The sequence below is a fragment of the Cnuibacter physcomitrellae genome (assembly GCF_014640535.1).
Taxonomy (GTDB): Bacteria; Actinomycetota; Actinomycetes; order Actinomycetales; family Microbacteriaceae; genus Cnuibacter; species Cnuibacter physcomitrellae.
This window is the reverse complement of record NZ_BMHD01000001.1, coordinates 1,556,569-1,571,710: the sequence shown is the minus strand read 5'-3', so window position 1 is coordinate 1,571,710 and position 15,142 is coordinate 1,556,569. Positions and strand designations below refer to the sequence as shown.

Annotated in this window: 13 protein-coding genes; 10 read left to right on the top strand and 3 right to left on the bottom strand. The window is 71.2% G+C overall.

Annotated features, from left to right (window positions below; genetic code table 11):
- Positions 1–68: 68 nt before the first annotated feature.
- The 3 genes from IEX69_RS07335 to IEX69_RS07325 are packed head-to-tail and all read left to right on the top strand — an operon-like array spanning position 69 to position 2,093.
- Positions 69–839 (top strand): carbohydrate ABC transporter permease, encoded by a 771-nt coding sequence (locus tag IEX69_RS07335; RefSeq protein ID WP_229756272.1) that lies wholly within the window; start codon positions 69–71, stop codon positions 837–839.
- Entirely contained in the window at positions 826–1,761 is a 936-nt protein-coding gene (locus IEX69_RS07330) for a carbohydrate ABC transporter permease (protein ID WP_229756271.1), read from the top strand. The genes IEX69_RS07335 and IEX69_RS07330 overlap by 14 nt, the downstream gene beginning before the upstream one ends.
- Positions 1,762–1,784: 23 nt before the next feature.
- Positions 1,785–2,093, top strand: coding sequence for an L-rhamnose mutarotase (locus IEX69_RS07325; protein ID WP_085021543.1), 309 nt, complete (start codon positions 1,785–1,787; stop codon positions 2,091–2,093).
- 6 nt (positions 2,094–2,099) lie between these two features.
- Here the strand turns inward: IEX69_RS07325 and IEX69_RS07320 are convergent, their stop codons facing one another.
- Positions 2,100–2,879 (bottom strand): FadR/GntR family transcriptional regulator, encoded by a 780-nt coding sequence (locus tag IEX69_RS07320; RefSeq protein WP_085020388.1) that lies wholly within the window; start codon positions 2,877–2,879, stop codon positions 2,100–2,102.
- Positions 2,880–2,933: 54 nt separating this feature from the next.
- Positions 2,934–4,145: a mandelate racemase/muconate lactonizing enzyme family protein gene (locus tag IEX69_RS07315; RefSeq protein ID WP_229756270.1), complete on the bottom strand. Its 1,212-nt coding sequence runs from the start codon at positions 4,143–4,145 to the stop codon at positions 2,934–2,936.
- A gap of 562 nt (positions 4,146–4,707) precedes the next feature.
- On the opposite strand from IEX69_RS07315, the gene IEX69_RS21075 reads away from it, so the two are divergent.
- The 6 genes from IEX69_RS21075 to IEX69_RS07285 all read left to right on the top strand — a co-directional run bounded on the left by IEX69_RS21075 (position 4,708) and on the right by IEX69_RS07285 (position 12,990).
- Positions 4,708–6,336, top strand: coding sequence for a hypothetical protein (locus IEX69_RS21075; protein ID WP_085020387.1), 1,629 nt, complete (start codon positions 4,708–4,710; stop codon positions 6,334–6,336).
- A gap of 10 nt (positions 6,337–6,346) precedes the next feature.
- Positions 6,347–7,006: a DUF1345 domain-containing protein gene (locus tag IEX69_RS07305; RefSeq protein ID WP_085020386.1), complete on the top strand. Its 660-nt coding sequence runs from the start codon at positions 6,347–6,349 to the stop codon at positions 7,004–7,006.
- Positions 7,007–7,091: 85 nt separating this feature from the next.
- Positions 7,092–8,165: an NADH:flavin oxidoreductase/NADH oxidase gene (locus IEX69_RS07300; RefSeq protein ID WP_174604482.1), complete on the top strand. Its 1,074-nt coding sequence runs from the start codon at positions 7,092–7,094 to the stop codon at positions 8,163–8,165.
- 153 nt (positions 8,166–8,318) lie between these two features.
- A complete protein-coding gene (locus IEX69_RS07295; RefSeq protein ID WP_162818487.1) occupies positions 8,319–8,489 on the top strand; it encodes an LPXTG cell wall anchor domain-containing protein in 171 nt (56 codons plus the stop codon).
- A 98-nt stretch (positions 8,490–8,587) separates the two neighbouring features.
- Positions 8,588–10,579: an amidase gene (locus IEX69_RS07290; protein ID WP_085020383.1), complete on the top strand. Its 1,992-nt coding sequence runs from the start codon at positions 8,588–8,590 to the stop codon at positions 10,577–10,579.
- Between the two features lie 125 nt (positions 10,580–10,704).
- The gene (locus IEX69_RS07285; protein ID WP_085020382.1) at positions 10,705–12,990 is read left to right on the top strand and encodes a transglutaminase domain-containing protein; all 2,286 of its coding nucleotides are present in this window, start codon (positions 10,705–10,707) and stop codon (positions 12,988–12,990) included.
- Positions 12,991–13,087: 97 nt separating this feature from the next.
- Here the strand turns inward: IEX69_RS07285 and IEX69_RS07280 are convergent, their stop codons facing one another.
- On the bottom strand, positions 13,088–14,335 hold the full coding sequence (locus IEX69_RS07280; RefSeq protein WP_229756269.1) for an isochorismate synthase: 1,248 nt from the start codon (positions 14,333–14,335) through the stop codon (positions 13,088–13,090).
- A 64-nt stretch (positions 14,336–14,399) separates the two neighbouring features.
- Here IEX69_RS07280 and IEX69_RS07275 point away from each other — a divergent pair, with 64 nt between their 5' ends.
- Positions 14,400–15,140 carry a class I SAM-dependent methyltransferase gene (locus tag IEX69_RS07275; RefSeq protein WP_229756268.1) on the top strand — a complete coding sequence of 247 codons (741 nt, stop codon included), beginning with the start codon at positions 14,400–14,402 and terminating at the stop codon, positions 15,138–15,140.
- The last annotated feature ends 2 nt before the right edge of the window (positions 15,141–15,142 follow it).

Here is a 15,142-nt window from a genome sequence, read left to right as displayed (position 1 = left end):
GCTACGCCTTCTCGGCGGGCTACACGATCCTGCTCCTCGCCTTCGGGGTCTTCCCCGCCCTCTACGCCGTGTACCTCGCCTTCACGAAGAACGGCGCCTTCGTCGGCGCCGACAACTTCGCGAAGGTGTTCGACGACTACCGGTTCTGGCCGGCCGTCCAGCACGTGGCCGTCTTCGTCCTCATCTGGCTGATCTCGCTCACCGTGCTGGTCGTGCTGATGGCCCTCATCGTCCACGCCATCCGGGTCCGATGGGCCTCCTCCGCCGTCCGGTTCCTCTACTACATCCCGGGCGCGCTCGCCGGGGCGTCGAGCGTGATGCTGTGGCTGTTCCTCCTCGACCCGACCGTGAGCCCCGTCGCGTGGGTCCTCCAGCTGTTCGGGATGGAGACCTTCGTCCAGACGGTGGCCCTCGACAACCTGCCGGTGATCTTCACGCTGATCGCGTTCTGGACCGGCGCCGGCGGCTGGATCATCATCATGTACGGCGCCCTCAACAACATCCCCGTCGAGGTGATGGAGGCGGCGCGCATCGACGGGGCGGGCACCATCAAGACCGCCTGGCACATCCAGATCCCCCTGATGCGGAAGTGGATCTCGTACATGGCGGTCATGGCGCTGGCCGCAGGCACCCAGCTCTTCGTCGAGCCCCGCGTGCTCTCGCAGGCCTCGAAGGGGGTCGTGCCGCCGGACTACTCGCTCAACCAGCTCGCCTACCTGTTCGCGTTCAAGCAGAACGACTTCAACGGGTCCGCGGCCATCTCGCTGCTGCTGCTCGTCGTCGCCGCCGGGCTCTCCGCCCTGTTCGTCTTCCGAGGGGGACTCTTTGAGCGCGACTGATCTGGCCACCCGCCCCGAGCGGACCACCCCCGCTCCGCGCACCGTGGAGCAGCCGAGCCCGGCGCGATGGCTCGGACGCGTCGTCGCCTGGGTCGTCATCGCCTTCTTCGTGGTGTTCTTCGTGCTGCCGATGGTCTGGCTGCTCCTGGCCCCCACCAAGGACGGACGCCAGCTGCTGCTCGACAACCCGTTCAGCTTCGGCGGGTTCGAACAGCTGGCGAGCAACTGGGATCAGCTCATGGCGTTCCAGAACGGCATCGTGTGGACCTGGCTCGGCAACGCGACCCTCTACTCGGGGGTGGCGCTGATCCTCACGCTCCTGGTCAGCATCCCGGCCGGGTACGCCCTGGCGATGGTGGACTTCCGCTTCCGCAGGACGCTGCTCATGGTCACGCTCATCGTGATGCTCATCCCGAACACGGCGCTCGTGCTGCCGACCTTCCTCGAGCTGAGCGCGGTGAAGCTGGTGGGGACGCCGCTGTCGGTGATCCTGCCGTTCTCCTTCTACCCGTTCGGCGTGTACCTCACCTACATCTACTTCTCGACGGCGGTGTCGCGCGACCTCCTCAACGCCGCGCGCATCGACGGGGCGAGCGAGTTCCGCGTGTTCGCCCAGGTGGCGATGCCCCTGGCCACGCCCGTGATCGCGCTCGTCGGCTTCTTCAGCCTGGTGGGCAACTGGAACAACTACTTCCTGCCGTTCGTGATGGTGCCGGGCAAGAAGTCGCCGATCCAGGTCGGGCTCGCGGAGCTGCTGTCGAACGTCCCGCTGTTCAACCCGACCTCGGCGGCCTCGGTGACGATCGACCTGCCGGTCCTGGCCCTCGCGACCATCCTCTCGGTGGCGCCCGTGCTCATCATCTTCCTGTTCTCGCAGCGGTTCCTGGTCAGCGGCCTCACCGCGGGCGGGACGAAGGAGTGACGACGGGGCCGGTCAGGGTGGGCATGATCGCGAGGCTCCGCCCGGAGAAGCGGGCGGAGTACCTCGAGCTGCACGCGGCGGTGTGGCCCCACGTGGAGGCCGTGACGTCCGCAGCCGGCATCCGCGACTTCACCATCTCCATCCTGGGCGACGTCATCGTCGGCACCTACGACTACGTGGGCGACGACCTCGACGCGGCGCAGGCACGGATGGAGGCGGACCCGGTCATGCAGGACTGGTGGCGTCTGACGAGCGCGTGCCAGATCCCGTTCCGTGAGGGCTCGGGCCTGCCGAACTGGGAGCGGATGACCGAGGTCTGGCACCTCGACTGAGCGCGCTCAGTCCTTCGCGGTCGGCTGACGTCGACGGTTCCAGGCGTCGGTGATGTGCACGCGCATGGCCTCCTCCGCCGCGGCGGCGTCGCCGGCCTCGATCGCCTCGAGCACCCTGCGGTGCTCCTCGAGGGTGAGGTGGAACGCCTCGCGACTCGGGCGGCCGATGAAGCGCGAGCTCTGACGGGCGCGCTCGAACAGCACGCGGGTGATGTTCTCGGTGAGCCGGTTGCCCGAGAGGGCCATCACGAGGAAGTGGAAGTCGGCATCCGCCTGCGCGTAGTCGTCCTCGTCCTCGATCGTGTCGTGCATGTGGGCGAACGCCGCCTGCAGCCGTGCGAGGTCGTCCTCCGAGCGGTGGGCGGCGGTCTCGGCCGACATCGTGCCCTCGAGCGCGGCGCGCACGACCGCGATCTCGTCGAGGACGCCGAGCTCGCGGTCGTTCTCGACCAGCACCGACAGGACCACAGGGTCGAGCAGGTTCCAGGAGGTCGCGGGCCTGACCTGCGTCCCGCGTCCCTGCGCCACGCTCACGAGCCCCTTCTCCTCGACGCGCTTGACCGACTCGCGGATGACCGTCCGGCTGACGCCGAAGTGCTGGCTGAGCACGCCCTCCGGGGGCAGCGACTCGCCCGGTGCCACCTCGCCGGTGACGATGACCGTGACGAGGTCGTGCACGACCGCGACGCCGAGCCTGGCGGCGGGCGTCTTCGAGGAGTCGGTGGCGAAGACCGACCGGCCCGCGGAGGCGGTCTCGGCTGCCTCGCCGGCGGGAGCATCGGTCATGCCGTCAGTGTACCGAGGGGGTCGGGCACGCGAGGGAGGCGGAGCTCGGACGCATCAGCCCGCGGCTCCGCGGTCGTCGGCGACGAGCCGCAGCCCCGCCCTGCTCGACCGGACGTGAGGGCCCTCGGCGACGAGCCATCCTCCGTCGCTGGTGTCGTCGGGAGCGGCGCTGATGGCCGCCTCGTCGACCGTGACCCCGGAGCCCGGCTCGTCGCCGAGGACGATCCCGCCGTCGGCGTAGTGCTCGTCGACGGTGATCCCGAACGGGGTGCCGAAGTCCTGGACCTCGGCGGAGAGGTGGTTGGGCACCGCGGTCGCCGCGTGGGCGATCCCCGGGTTGGCGGTGAGTCCGACCGGACTGATCGGCAGGTCGCGGGAGTGGGCGGCGAGGGCGAGCCTCAGGAAGTGCGTGACGCCCCAGATCGCGCCGGCCTGCACGACGTCGACGGCGCCCGCCTCGAAGAACGGGGTGTACTGCTCGAGCCCCGAGAGGTTCTCGCCCGTCGCCACGCCGGCGCGCACCGACCGGGTGAGCCTGGCGTGGCCGGCGGCATCCCAGCGGCGCAGGGGCTCCTCGATCCAGGTGAGGTCGACGCGCTCCTCGACCAGGGAGATGTAGCGCACCGCCTGCTTGAGGTTCCAGGACTCGTTGGCGTCGAGCATGAGCGCCGGTCGGCTGGAGGCGGCACTCAGCGCGTCGCGCACGATCCCGAGCCGGCGGACGTCGGCCTCCCAGTCGCGGCCGCCCTTGAGCTTCCCGCTCGAGAAGCCCCGCTCGGCCATCGAGGCGTAGAAGGCCGCGAGCTGCTCGTCGTCGAGCGCGATGTCGAGCCCCGAGGCGTAACCGGGGACGAAGCGGTCCCGTCCGCCGAGCAGGCGCCAGAGCGGCTCGCCGGCGATCTTGGCCTTGAGGTCCCAGAGCGCGGAGTCGATCGTGCCGATGCCGCCGTAGGTGGCGCCCGCGTGACCGCTCTTGAAGACCTGGGCCAGCATGCGGTCGTACAGGGAGGAGACGGCTCGCGGGTCCTCGCCCTCGATCGCGGGGAAGAGGGCGTCGACGGACTGGTCGGATCCGAGCCCGACGCCGGTCAGTCCCTCGTCGGTGTCGATGAGGACGACGGGCACCTCGGTGATGCCCGAGCTGATGAAGCCGTTGACGTCTCCCACGGGGCGACCCCAGTCGCGGTGGGTCCGCAGGGTGCGGAGGCCGGTGATCTTCATGTCGCCCTCGATCTCGCAGTCGGCACCCGCCATCGAGGTGCGCATTCAGCATACATCATATGTTCGCTCGGATGCGGAGGGAGACGCCGCGGAGGCGGGGGCGCGACACGCGAGGGCGGCTACGCGGGCGGCCCGCCGTTCCGGGCCTCGCGGGCCACGGAGAGACTTTTCAGGGACGACCCGGTATCGTTACTCTGCCGTTACCTAGCCGTGAGACCCGAATCCCACGGCGTGATCGATTCGCTTACCCCGAGAGATACGACGCTTGAGCCCCACCGACCCTACGCGCGACGAGCCCCTTCGACGCCCGCGCATCCGGTCGACCGAGGCACCCTCCCAGCCCCTCTCCCGCCGCGCCCAGCGCGAGCTCGAGCTCCGCGAGTCCCAGCGCCGCGCCCTCACCCCCACCGCCTCCTCCGCCCCCTCCGGAACCAGTGCCCCCTCCGCTCCCTCCGGGACCGGTGCCCCCTCCGCTCCGGCCGCAGGCCCGGCTCCGGCCCCGGCGAGTGCCTCCTCCGCTCCGGCCGCAGGCCCGGCTCCTGCCCCCGCTCCCGCCCCGGCGAGTGCCTCTTCCGCCCCGGCCGAAGGCCCGGCCCGAGCCGAGGCGGTGATCTCCCGCCGCTCCCGCCGCCGCGACGAGCAGGCCGAGGCCGCCCGCTCGACCCCGGGCCGCCGCAGCCTCCGCATGGCCCTCATCCCGGCCGACTACGACACCCCCGCCATCCCGGCACCCACCATCGACGTCGTCTCCTCCAAGACCGCCCCCATCCCGGTCGACGAGATCCTCGCCGAGATCGCCGAACCCCCGGCCCGACGCCAGCGCGGCCGTCGCGCGAAGCCGTCCGAGGACACTCCTTCCTCCCTCCCCGCCGACGACGGAGCCCCCACCCCCGCCCGCACGGCGGAGGCGGTGGAGGTCTCGATGTCCTCCCCACGAGTATCGGGTAGGGCCCCGTCGACTCGAGGGGAGGACATCGAGACCTCCACCGACGCTTCCCCGAGCAACACGGCAGAAGCCCCCGACACCGCGGCCCCCGTCACCGAAGACGCCGCCGCCCCCGTCACCGAAGACACCCCCGACGACGCCGCCGCCCTCGTCCCCTCCCCGCTCCCCGCGCACATCCCCGCCGACGCCGCCGAGACCCCTCTCGACGAGACCGACCCCGCGGCCGACCAGCCCACCGAGGTCCTCCTCCGCGAGATCGAGCTGCAGACCCTCACGATCGAGCCCGTCGACGAGGCTCTCGATCCGCTGACCCTCGAGGTGGAGCCGACCGATCCGGTCACGCCCGATGCCCTCCGCCTCCCGGCGCCGTCTCGCCCCCGCCGCGCGGAGAAGCGGGTGCGTCGTGTCCGCACCGCCTGGCGCCCCGCGTCCCGCGCCGACCGCAGCAAGGGCGCGCCCACGCCGTCTGCCCCGCGTCCGTCGTCGAGCGCGGTCCGGCGTCCGGCCTGGTTAAAGGGCCTCTTCTCCGGTGTCGCGATGCTCTTCGTGCTCGGCATGACGGCCGTGATGGCGATCCCCACGACGGTGTCGGCGAGCCCGATCGACGCGGGCATCGTCCAGTCGGCGCTCACGGTGAACACCCCCGGTCAGGAGCTCGTCACGGCGAACACCGCCAGTACGGGCACCGTCGACCGCGACGGCTACGCGGTGTCGGATGCGGGCGAGCTGCAGGCGGCCGGCTACTCGAGCGCCCAGATGCTCGTGGGTCGTCAGCTCGCTCAGGAGATCATGGCGGCGTACGCCTCCGGCAAGCTCGTCGGGTCGGTGCCCGATCACATCAAGGAGATCCAGTACATCGCGGACGGCGTCACGGTGCCCGACTGCGGCGTCGACTACCGCATCCTCGAGATCATCGTGATCGCGCTGCACAACTTCGATCAGGTGGGCGTCAGCGACATCAACCGCAAGTGCACGGGCCAGATCGAGGGCGCGGGCACCGCGTCGTCGCACTACATCGACGGCGGCGGCCACGCGGTCGACTTCTACCTGCTCAACAACGCGAGCCTCAACGGGGCGGATGCGAACACCCTCAAGATGATCAGCATCCTCGACCCGATCATGCCGAAGGGCGCGCACGTGGGTCAGGCCGAGTGCCGCGCCTCGGCGGGCATCAAGCTCTCGTTCACGAACTGGACCGAGTTCGACGACTCCTGCACCCACATGCACATCGACGTGCCGGTGACGGATGCGCCGCTCCTGCTGACCGACTCGAGCATCCTGCCCCGGTGATCCGCATCCGATGAGCGACGCGCGTGGCCTGGAGCTGCAGCTGCGCCGCCGTGCGGTGGTGCGATTCATCGTCGCCGCTCTCGTGGGCGCCGCTTCTGGCTTGGTGATCGCGAGCCTGGGCTTCGTCCGGGTGGCCGCCGTCGGCGGATGGGCGGCGGCGTGCTGCGTGTACGTGGCCTGGGTGTGGCTGGTGGTCGGCAGGATGGACGCCGCGCAGACCCGCAGGCATGCCCGCCGGGAGGATCCGACCCGGCCGGCGACCGACGTGCTGCTCCTCGCGGCGAGCGTGGTGAGCCTCGTGGTGACGATCCTCGTGCTGACCCTGGACGGCGACGCCGGGAACACGGAGCGCGACGTGGTCGCGGTCGTGGCCGTGGTGAGCGTGGCCCTCTCCTGGGCCCTCGTGCACACCCTCTACACGCTGCGGTACGCGGCCCTGTACTACTCCGGGGAGGAGGGCGGCGTCGGGTTCAACCAGGACGATCCGCCGACGTACCAGGACTTCGCGTATCTGTCGTTCACGCTGGGGATGACCTACCAGGTGTCCGACACGGCCATCTCCGCGTCGCCGATCCGCCACACCGTGCTCCGCCACGCCCTGCTGTCGTACCTGTTCGGGGCGGTGATCCTCGGTGCGATGGTGAACCTCATCGCCGGATTCGCCTCCTGATCACCCGTCTCCGCACCCGCAGTCCCCGTCGGCCGCCTCGCGTGTCCGTCTCCGTCCCGCCCCGCTTCCCTCCGAGAGGATGACCATGTCCGCCTTGTTCTCCCCCTTCACGCTCCGTGACGTGACCTTCCCGAACCGGCTCTGGGTCGGGCCGATGTGCCAGTACTCCGTCGAGGCGGAGGACGGCGTGCCCACGGATTGGCATCTGGCGCACCTCGGGGCGTTCGCGACCGGGGGAGCGGGGCTCATCGTGGTCGAGGCCACCGGGGTCGTGCCCGAGGGACGGATCTCCCCGCAGGACCTGGGCCTGTGGAACGACGAGCAGCAGGCCGCGTTCGCGCGCATCGTCGGCTTCCTGCACGCGCAGGGGGCGGTGGCGGGGATCCAGCTCGCCCACGCAGGACGTAAGGCGTCGACGTACCGCCCCTGGGCGGCCGAGCGCGGCACAGTGCCCGAGGGCTCGGGCGGGTGGCCGACGGTGGCGCCGTCGGCGATCGCGTTCGGGCGCTACGCCCAGCCCCGCGAGCTCACCGGCGACGAGGTGCGCGGTCTCGTCGAGGCGTTCGCCGCCTCCGCCCGCCGTGCCGTCGCGGCCGGGTTCGACGTCATCGAGCTGCACGCTGCGCACGGGTACCTCCTCCACGAGTTCCTCTCGCCGCTGTCGAACGAGCGCACCGACGAGTGGGGTGGATCGCTGGAGGGGCGCGCCCGGTTCCTGCTCGAGGTGGTGCGCGCGGTGCGCGCCGAGGTGGGGGAGTCGGTGCCCGTGATCGTGCGCCTGTCGGCGAGTGACTGGGCGCCAGGAGGGTTCGAGCGCGAGGACGCCGCCCGCGTCGCGCGCTGGGCTCAGGATGCCGGCGCCGACCTGTTCGACGTGTCCACGGGAGGTCTGGTGGCCCATCAGGAGATCGACGTGCATCCGCTCTACCAGGTGCCGCACGCCCGGTACATCCGCGAGACCGCGGGCGTGCCGGTGAGCGCGGTGGGCCTGATCACGGAGGCGGGGCAGGCGGAGGAGCTCGTCGCCTCGGGCGAGGTCGACGCGGTCACGATGGCGCGCCAGTTCCTCCGCGACCCCCGCTTCCCCCTCCGCGCCGCGCACGAGCTCGGCGCCGAGGTCGCCTGGCCCCTCCAGTACGACCGCGCCCGCTGGTCCTGACCCGCGCCGCCCGGCGCGGACTCCACTTCGCCATCTCCAGGTGGTTCCGCCATGCCGATCGGGATGGCGGAACCACCTGGGTGTGGCGGACGGGAGGGGTTAAGGTGGGGGCAGCGGCGTGGCCGGCGCCGCACGACCGCGAGGAGCACCACCGTGACCACGACCGCCCTGCTCGGCAGCGCATCCGAACTCGCCTCCGGCGAGCTCGCCCAGACCGGAGCGAACGGGCAGGTCGCCCTCCTGATCGCGGGGATCGCCGTCGCCGTGCTCGTCGTCGGCGGCATCGTGCTCCTCGTCCTGCGCCGCCGCAACCGCGCTCGCTGACCCGCTGCGACCGCTGACGCGCGTCCGCTGTGCCGCGCGCGGCTCCCGCTGCTGACAGGATGGGGGGATCGCGCGGAGCGGGACGGAAGGGCGGACGCATGGACCGGATCGACGTGGTGGAGCTCGGCATCGCCGACATGCTCGAGGCCCTCGACAGCGGAGCGGTGACGAGCGTCGAGCTGGTCACCGCCTACCTCAACCGGATCGCCTACTACGACCGCACCGGGCTGTGCCTCCACGCCATCGCCGTGCTCGACCCCACCTGCCTGGAGCAGGCCGCCGCGTCGGATGCCCGCCGCCGCGCGGGCCAGGCCGGTCCGCTCGAGGGTGTGCCCTTCACGGTCAAGGACAGCTACAAGGTCAAGGGCCTCACGGTCGCGTCGGGCAGCCCGGCTCTCGCCGACCTCGTCGCCACCGACGACGCCGCCACCGTCGCCCAGCTCCGCGCCGCGGGCGCGGTGCTCCTCGGCAAGACCAACATGCCGCCCATGGCGGCGGGTGGGATGCAGCCCGGCGTCTACGACTACGCCCGCAGCCCGTACCATCCGCAGTTCCTCACCGCCGCCTACGGATCGGGGTCGTCGAACGGCTCCGGGACCGCCACCGCGGCGAGCATGTGCGCCTTCGGGATGGCGGAGGAGACCGTGTCCTCCGGTCGCGCTCCCGCCTCGAACAACAGCCTCGTCGCCTACACGCCTTCGCGGGGTGTGCTCTCGATCCGCGGCAACTGGCCGCTGCGCCCCACGTGCGACGTCGTCGTGCCCCACACGCGCTCGGTGGACGACCTCCTGCTCCTCCTCGACGTGCTGGCGGTCGAGGATCCCGACCGCTCGGGCGACTTCTGGCGGCAGCAGTCCGCGGTCGAGCTCCCGCGCCCCGAGGACGTCCTCCCGCATCCGATCCGGCGTCCCCGGCCCGATCGCCTCGACGGTCTGCGGATCGGCGTTCCCCGCCTCTACATCGGCGAGGACGACGTGCCCCTCGATCCGCCCGCCCTCCGTCCGTCGGTGCGCGCGCTCTGGGATCGCGCCGCCGACGACCTGCGGGCGCTCGGAGCGGAGGTCGTGGAGGTCGACCTCCCCGTCGTGTCGAACTACGAGGAGGACCGCCCGGGCGCCAGAGGGCTGGCCGAGCGCGGCCTGGTCCCGGCGAACTGGCGCGCCCTCGAGGGCGGCCCGATCACCGCGATGGCGCTGGATGCGTTCCTGCGCGACAACGCGGATCCCCACCTCGACACGTGGGCCGACGTCGACGGCGACACCGTGTTCCCCGTCGCCGACGCGCCGGTCCCGGTGTGGATCACCCGAGCCCGCGGCGGCTTCGACTGGCAGCGTCTCGCCGAGCTCGTGAAGCAGGGGCTGCCCGCCCGCTTCGACGACGTCCCGGGGCTGGCTCAGCTGCTGCAGGGGCTCGAGCAGGCTCGCAGGGAGGACTTCGAGGAGTGGATGGCGGCGGAGGGCCTCGACCTCGTCGTCTTCCCGGCCGCCGGCGACGTGGGCCGGGTCGACCTGTTCGAGAGGCCCGAGAGCCTCGAGGCCGCGTCGCGCAATGGTGTCGTCTACTCCAACGGCAATCGCGTCATCCGTCACCTGGGCATCCCCACGGTCACCGTGCCGATGGGGTTCATGGGCGACATCCAGATGCCGGTCGGTCTGACCTTCGCCGGCCCTGCCTACAGCGACGACGCGCTCCTCGACCGCGCCGGCGCGTACGAGCGGGCCACACGTCGCCGCCAGCCCGCGTTCCTCACCCCGACCCTGCCCTCGAACCAGATCGACCCCGTCCCCGCGACCGAGGCGGACGGATCCGGTGCGGCGGAGGCGGCGGACGCGACCCCGGAGTCGATCGCGATCGAGGCTCGAGGCCGCTCCTGGGAGGTCGAGGTACGCCTGTCAGCATCCGCCCCGGCCGACGCCCGCGTGTGGGCCGACGGCCACATTCTTCGCCCCGCCCCCGCCGAGCCGGGCGTCTTCCGCGGTCGCGTCTCTCTCTCCCGAGCCCGCCTCTCCGACGAGATGATGATCGTCTCCGCCGTCGGGCGCGGGGCCGCCGCGATGACGATCGAGCCGCTTCCGATCGGGGTCGGGTAGCGGCCTGTCCCATGCCGTCGGCGGCATGGACCGCCGCCGCTCGACTTGGCGACGGCTGAGAAGCAGGGCAGGATCGAGGGGAGAAGCAAGCAACGAGGCCTTTCGGGGGAAGGGGAGGATCGGTCGTGTCGGGTACTACGGGGGGAACTCCCGCAGGGTGGTATCAGGATCCGTGGGACGCACGGGGACAGCGGTACTGGGACGGGTCGCAGTGGACGTCGCACGTCCACTCCGCCGACGCCGCGACGGCCGTCCCGGCGGCAGCCCCCGCGGTGAGCGCGTCCCCAGCGAGCGCACCCTCGGGGCCGGGCGCTCCGACGCCTCCGCGACGCAAGCGCCGCGGCCTGATGATCGGACTGGTCTCCGGCGGCGTCGCGATGGCGGCCGTCATCGCCCTCGTGGTCGGCTTCGTCGTGGTCCCCGCCTTCACGGGTGAGCAGCAGACGATCTACAGCGACAAGTCCGCGCTCTACGACTACACCGACCCGATGCTCGCCCTCGAGCGGAACCACCAGTTCGAGATCGACGTCGACTACGACCTCGACGCGATCGATGCCGCGCACGCGCCGGACCCCGACTCGTCCAGGGGTGCGAACGACTGGGCGTTCGAGGTGTACTACGACCCCGCGCTGACCAAGAAGGCCGAGTTCTCCGTCTTCCAGCTCGACCCGGGCGACGAGGTGACGATCTCGGGTGACGAGATGGGGGAGGCGTTCGGCGAGAACCCGGGCCCCATCGCCGAAGAGGGCGACCCCCTGAGCAGCTGGGGCATGCACGACAAGTACTACCTGGTGAGCCGCGCCGAGAAGGACGGCACCGAACGGGCGAAGCCGCTCGTCACGGAGTTCACGGTCCAGCCCTCGCTCGAGTCGCCCGACGTCACGTTCGGGAAGGCGGCGGAGGACGGCACCATCAGCCTCACCTGGGCGCCGGTGGACGGGGCGGAGCGGTATCTCGTCGTCACGCACGAGGTGACGGACGACGGCAACGGGTCGTGGGAGATCCTCGACAGGGTCGAGGGCACCGAATGGTCGTCGGCCGGCGCCATCGAGGACTACGAGGTGAAGGAAGCGCCCTTCGTCTCCGCGCAGAACGTCGGTCTCGACTCCTACAGCTACCGCGGCATCACCGAGGACGAGATCACCGGCGGCTACGAGCAGCCCGAGTCGGAGGAGGAGATCGCGGCGTCGACCCTGGGCTACGACATCGGCGTCATCGCGACCGACGGCCAGCGGTACTCGTCCTTCCCCGCCTACGACATGGAGGAGGTGGCGGGCTGGTTGCCTCGAGAGGTGGCGTTCCACACCGCCACCGCGCTGAAGAACTGGGGCGCCAGCGGCTACATCGAGGGCATCGAGAACGTGCAGAAGGTCCTCCCGTTCACCTCCGTCGACGGGCGGACCCGATCCACCGTCGCCTACATCGACGAGTCGGTCATCCTCGACTACGGTGACCGCTGGATCGTGCCGCTCCGTGGGCGCAACACGCAACTCGGCGAGTGGATCCCGATCACCAAGCGATCCATGCCGGATCCCGCCGCCGCCATCGCCCAGTTCAACGCGGCCGCCCTGGCCGCCGCTCCTCCGACGGGCATGCCGCGATTCGACGAGTTCGTCGCTCCGGAGGTGCCCGATGAGGAGCCTGTCTCGGAGACCCCGCAGGTCGCCTATCCGGTCTTCGGCAGCTCGGACTTCGTCCGCTTCCTCGCCGCGCACCTGATCGCGCAGACCGCGCTGATCGACATCTCGGCCTACGTCGACGCTCCCGGGGCCCCGGATCCGTACGACGCGCTCGAGGAGGCGCGCGAGCAGAACCCGTACGCCTTCAACATCAGCAACTACAGCCTCCGGGACGGCGGCGACACGATGCTCGTCACCTACGCCCTCCCCACGGAGGAGGTCCAGACGATGCAGGCGAACCTCAAGCAGAGGGTCGACGAGGTGGTCGGGAGCGTCGTCTCGGACGGCATGAGCGATCGCGAGAAGGTCACCGCGCTCAACGGCTGGCTGGTCGACAACGCTGAGTACGACTACGCGGCGTTCGACTCGCTCCTCGACGTGTCCTACAGCGGCATCCCGGCCGGACACGAGAACGCCTGGAACGCCACCGGCACCATGCTGCAGGGGATCGGGGTGTGTGCGAGCTACGCCTACGCGTTCAACGCGCTGGCCAACGCCGCGGGCGTCCAGACCATCGTGGTCAGCGGCGACGTCTTCTCCGGCGGGCCCCACGCGTGGAACAAGGTGTTCGTCGACGGCCAGTGGCTCGCGGTCGACCCCACCTGGAACGACGGCGGCGACCCGACCCAGTACCTGATGATCCCCGACTCGGGCTTCACCGACAGCGCCGCCCGCGCCGAGGACTCGAGCTGGATGGTCGACTCCCTCATCCCGACCTACGCCACCCCGTAGGCGCGCTCCGGATCCGGTTTCGCTGCCTCTTTGACCTTGCGCGGGCCCACTGGCCCAGCGAAAGGTCACAGAGGCAGCGAAACCCGAGGGAGAACGCCTACGCGAAGGCCTCGACGATGGGGCGGAACTTCATCTTCGTCTCGAGGTACTCGCGCTCGGGCACCGACTCGGCCACGATGCCGCAGCCGGCGTACGCGGTGATGTCGCCCGCCGCATCCACCTGGGCGCTGCGCAGCGCGACGGCCCATTCGCCGTCGCCGTCGGCGCCGACCCAGCCCACCGGCCCGGCGTAGCGGCCGCGGTCGAAGGGCTCCAGCTCGCGGATGAGGGCGAGCGCGTCGGCGGTCGGGGTGCCGGCCACGGCGGCCGTCGGGTGCAGGGCCGCGATGAGGTCGAGCGAGGTGGACCCGTCGCTCAGGGTGCCGATCACGTCGCTCGCGAGGTGCCACAGGTTCGGCAGCTTGAGGGTGAAGGGGACCTCGCTGGTGGCCAGGCCGCGACTGTGCGGCTCGAGGGCGGTGAGGACGCTGCGCACCGCGAAGCCGTGCTCGTCGAGATCCTTGGCGCTGGTCGCCAGGGCGACCGCGCGCTCCTGATCGCTCACCGCATCCGCACCCCGGGCCGTGGTGCCCGCGAGCACGCGCGCGCTCACCGTGCCGTGGTCGACCCGGACGAGCGTCTCGGGGCTCGAGCCGAGGAACCCGTCGATGGCGTACGTCCAGCAGTCGGGGTAGCCGAGGGCGAGGTCGTACAGCACGCGCCGCAGGTCCGACCCGGCGGGCAGGTGCCCGCGGAGGTCGCGCGCCAGCACGACCTTGCTGAGCTCGCCGGCGGCGATGCGGCCGACGGCGGCCTCGACCATCGCACGGTAGTCGTCGGGCGAGACCTCGCCGGGGAGCAGGGTCAGGCGGTACTCCTCGCCGAGGCGCCGCAGCTCGGGCTCCGGTGCGGGCGTCGCGTCGCCCTCGACCCGGATGCGCGTCACCCAGGACACGTCGCCGCGGCGTCCGACGATGGTGCGGGGCACGATGAGCACGCTCTCGGCGGTCGACGAGTCGTCGAAGGCGAACGTGCCGAACGCGATCAGTCCCGAGCCCGGCGCCTGGACGGGGTCGGAGACGGTCGCCGCGGACACGATCGCCCGCCAGGCCTCGCAGGCCTCGGACATCCGATCGGGCCCGGAGAAGGTCAACCGCACGGCCTCGCCGATGCCCGCCATCCCGTGGGCCTTGCGCACCCAGATCAACGGCGAGGACTCGTCGGTGAACTTGAGGAGGTACTTCGGGTCGTCGACCCGGGTGGTCTCGACGCGCAGCTGCGTCACGGGAGAGGGCGTTGCAGGCACCGGCACAGCCTACGCCTTCCCCGCAGGGGCCCGGCTCCCAGGCGGATCCTCCTAGACTGGAGGTGTGACGAAGGCAGACCTCACCAAGCGCCCCGAGCAGGTGTCTGCCATGTTCGACAAGGTCGCTGCCAAGTACGACCGCACCAACACCGTCCTCTCGGTGGGCAACGCGACGCTGTGGCGGATCGCCACCACGCGAGCCATCGCACCGAGGCCCGGGGAGCGCATCCTCGACATCGCCGCCGGAACGGGCACCTCGAGCGCGTCGATCGCGGCGAGCGGCGCCCATGTCGTGGCGGCCGACTTCTCGCCGGGCATGATCGAGGTGGGCCGCAGCCGTCAGGCCGACAACCCGGGGATCGAGTTCGTGGTCGCCGACGCCATGGCGCTGCCGTTCGGCGACGACGAGTTCGACGCCGTCACCATCTCGTTCGGGCTCCGCAACGTCTCCGACCCTCGGGTCGCGCTCGGCGAGTTCTTCCGTGTCACCAAGCCCGGCGGTCGACTCGTGATCTGCGAGTTCAGCACCCCGCCGCTCGGTCTGGTGCGCGGCGGCTACTCCTTCTATCTCAAGCGCGTGATGCCGGCGCTGGCGAAGCTCGCCTCGTCGAACGACGCGGCGTACGACTACCTCGGCGACTCGATCGAGGCCTGGCCCGACCAGCCCACCCTCGCGTCGTGGATGCGGTCGGCCGGCTACACAGACGTCGCGTACCGCAACCTCACGGCCGGCATCGTGGCCCTGCACCGTGGCGTCAAGCCCCTGGTGCCGGCCTCGACGCCGCTCTCCGCGACGACGAAGTAGGC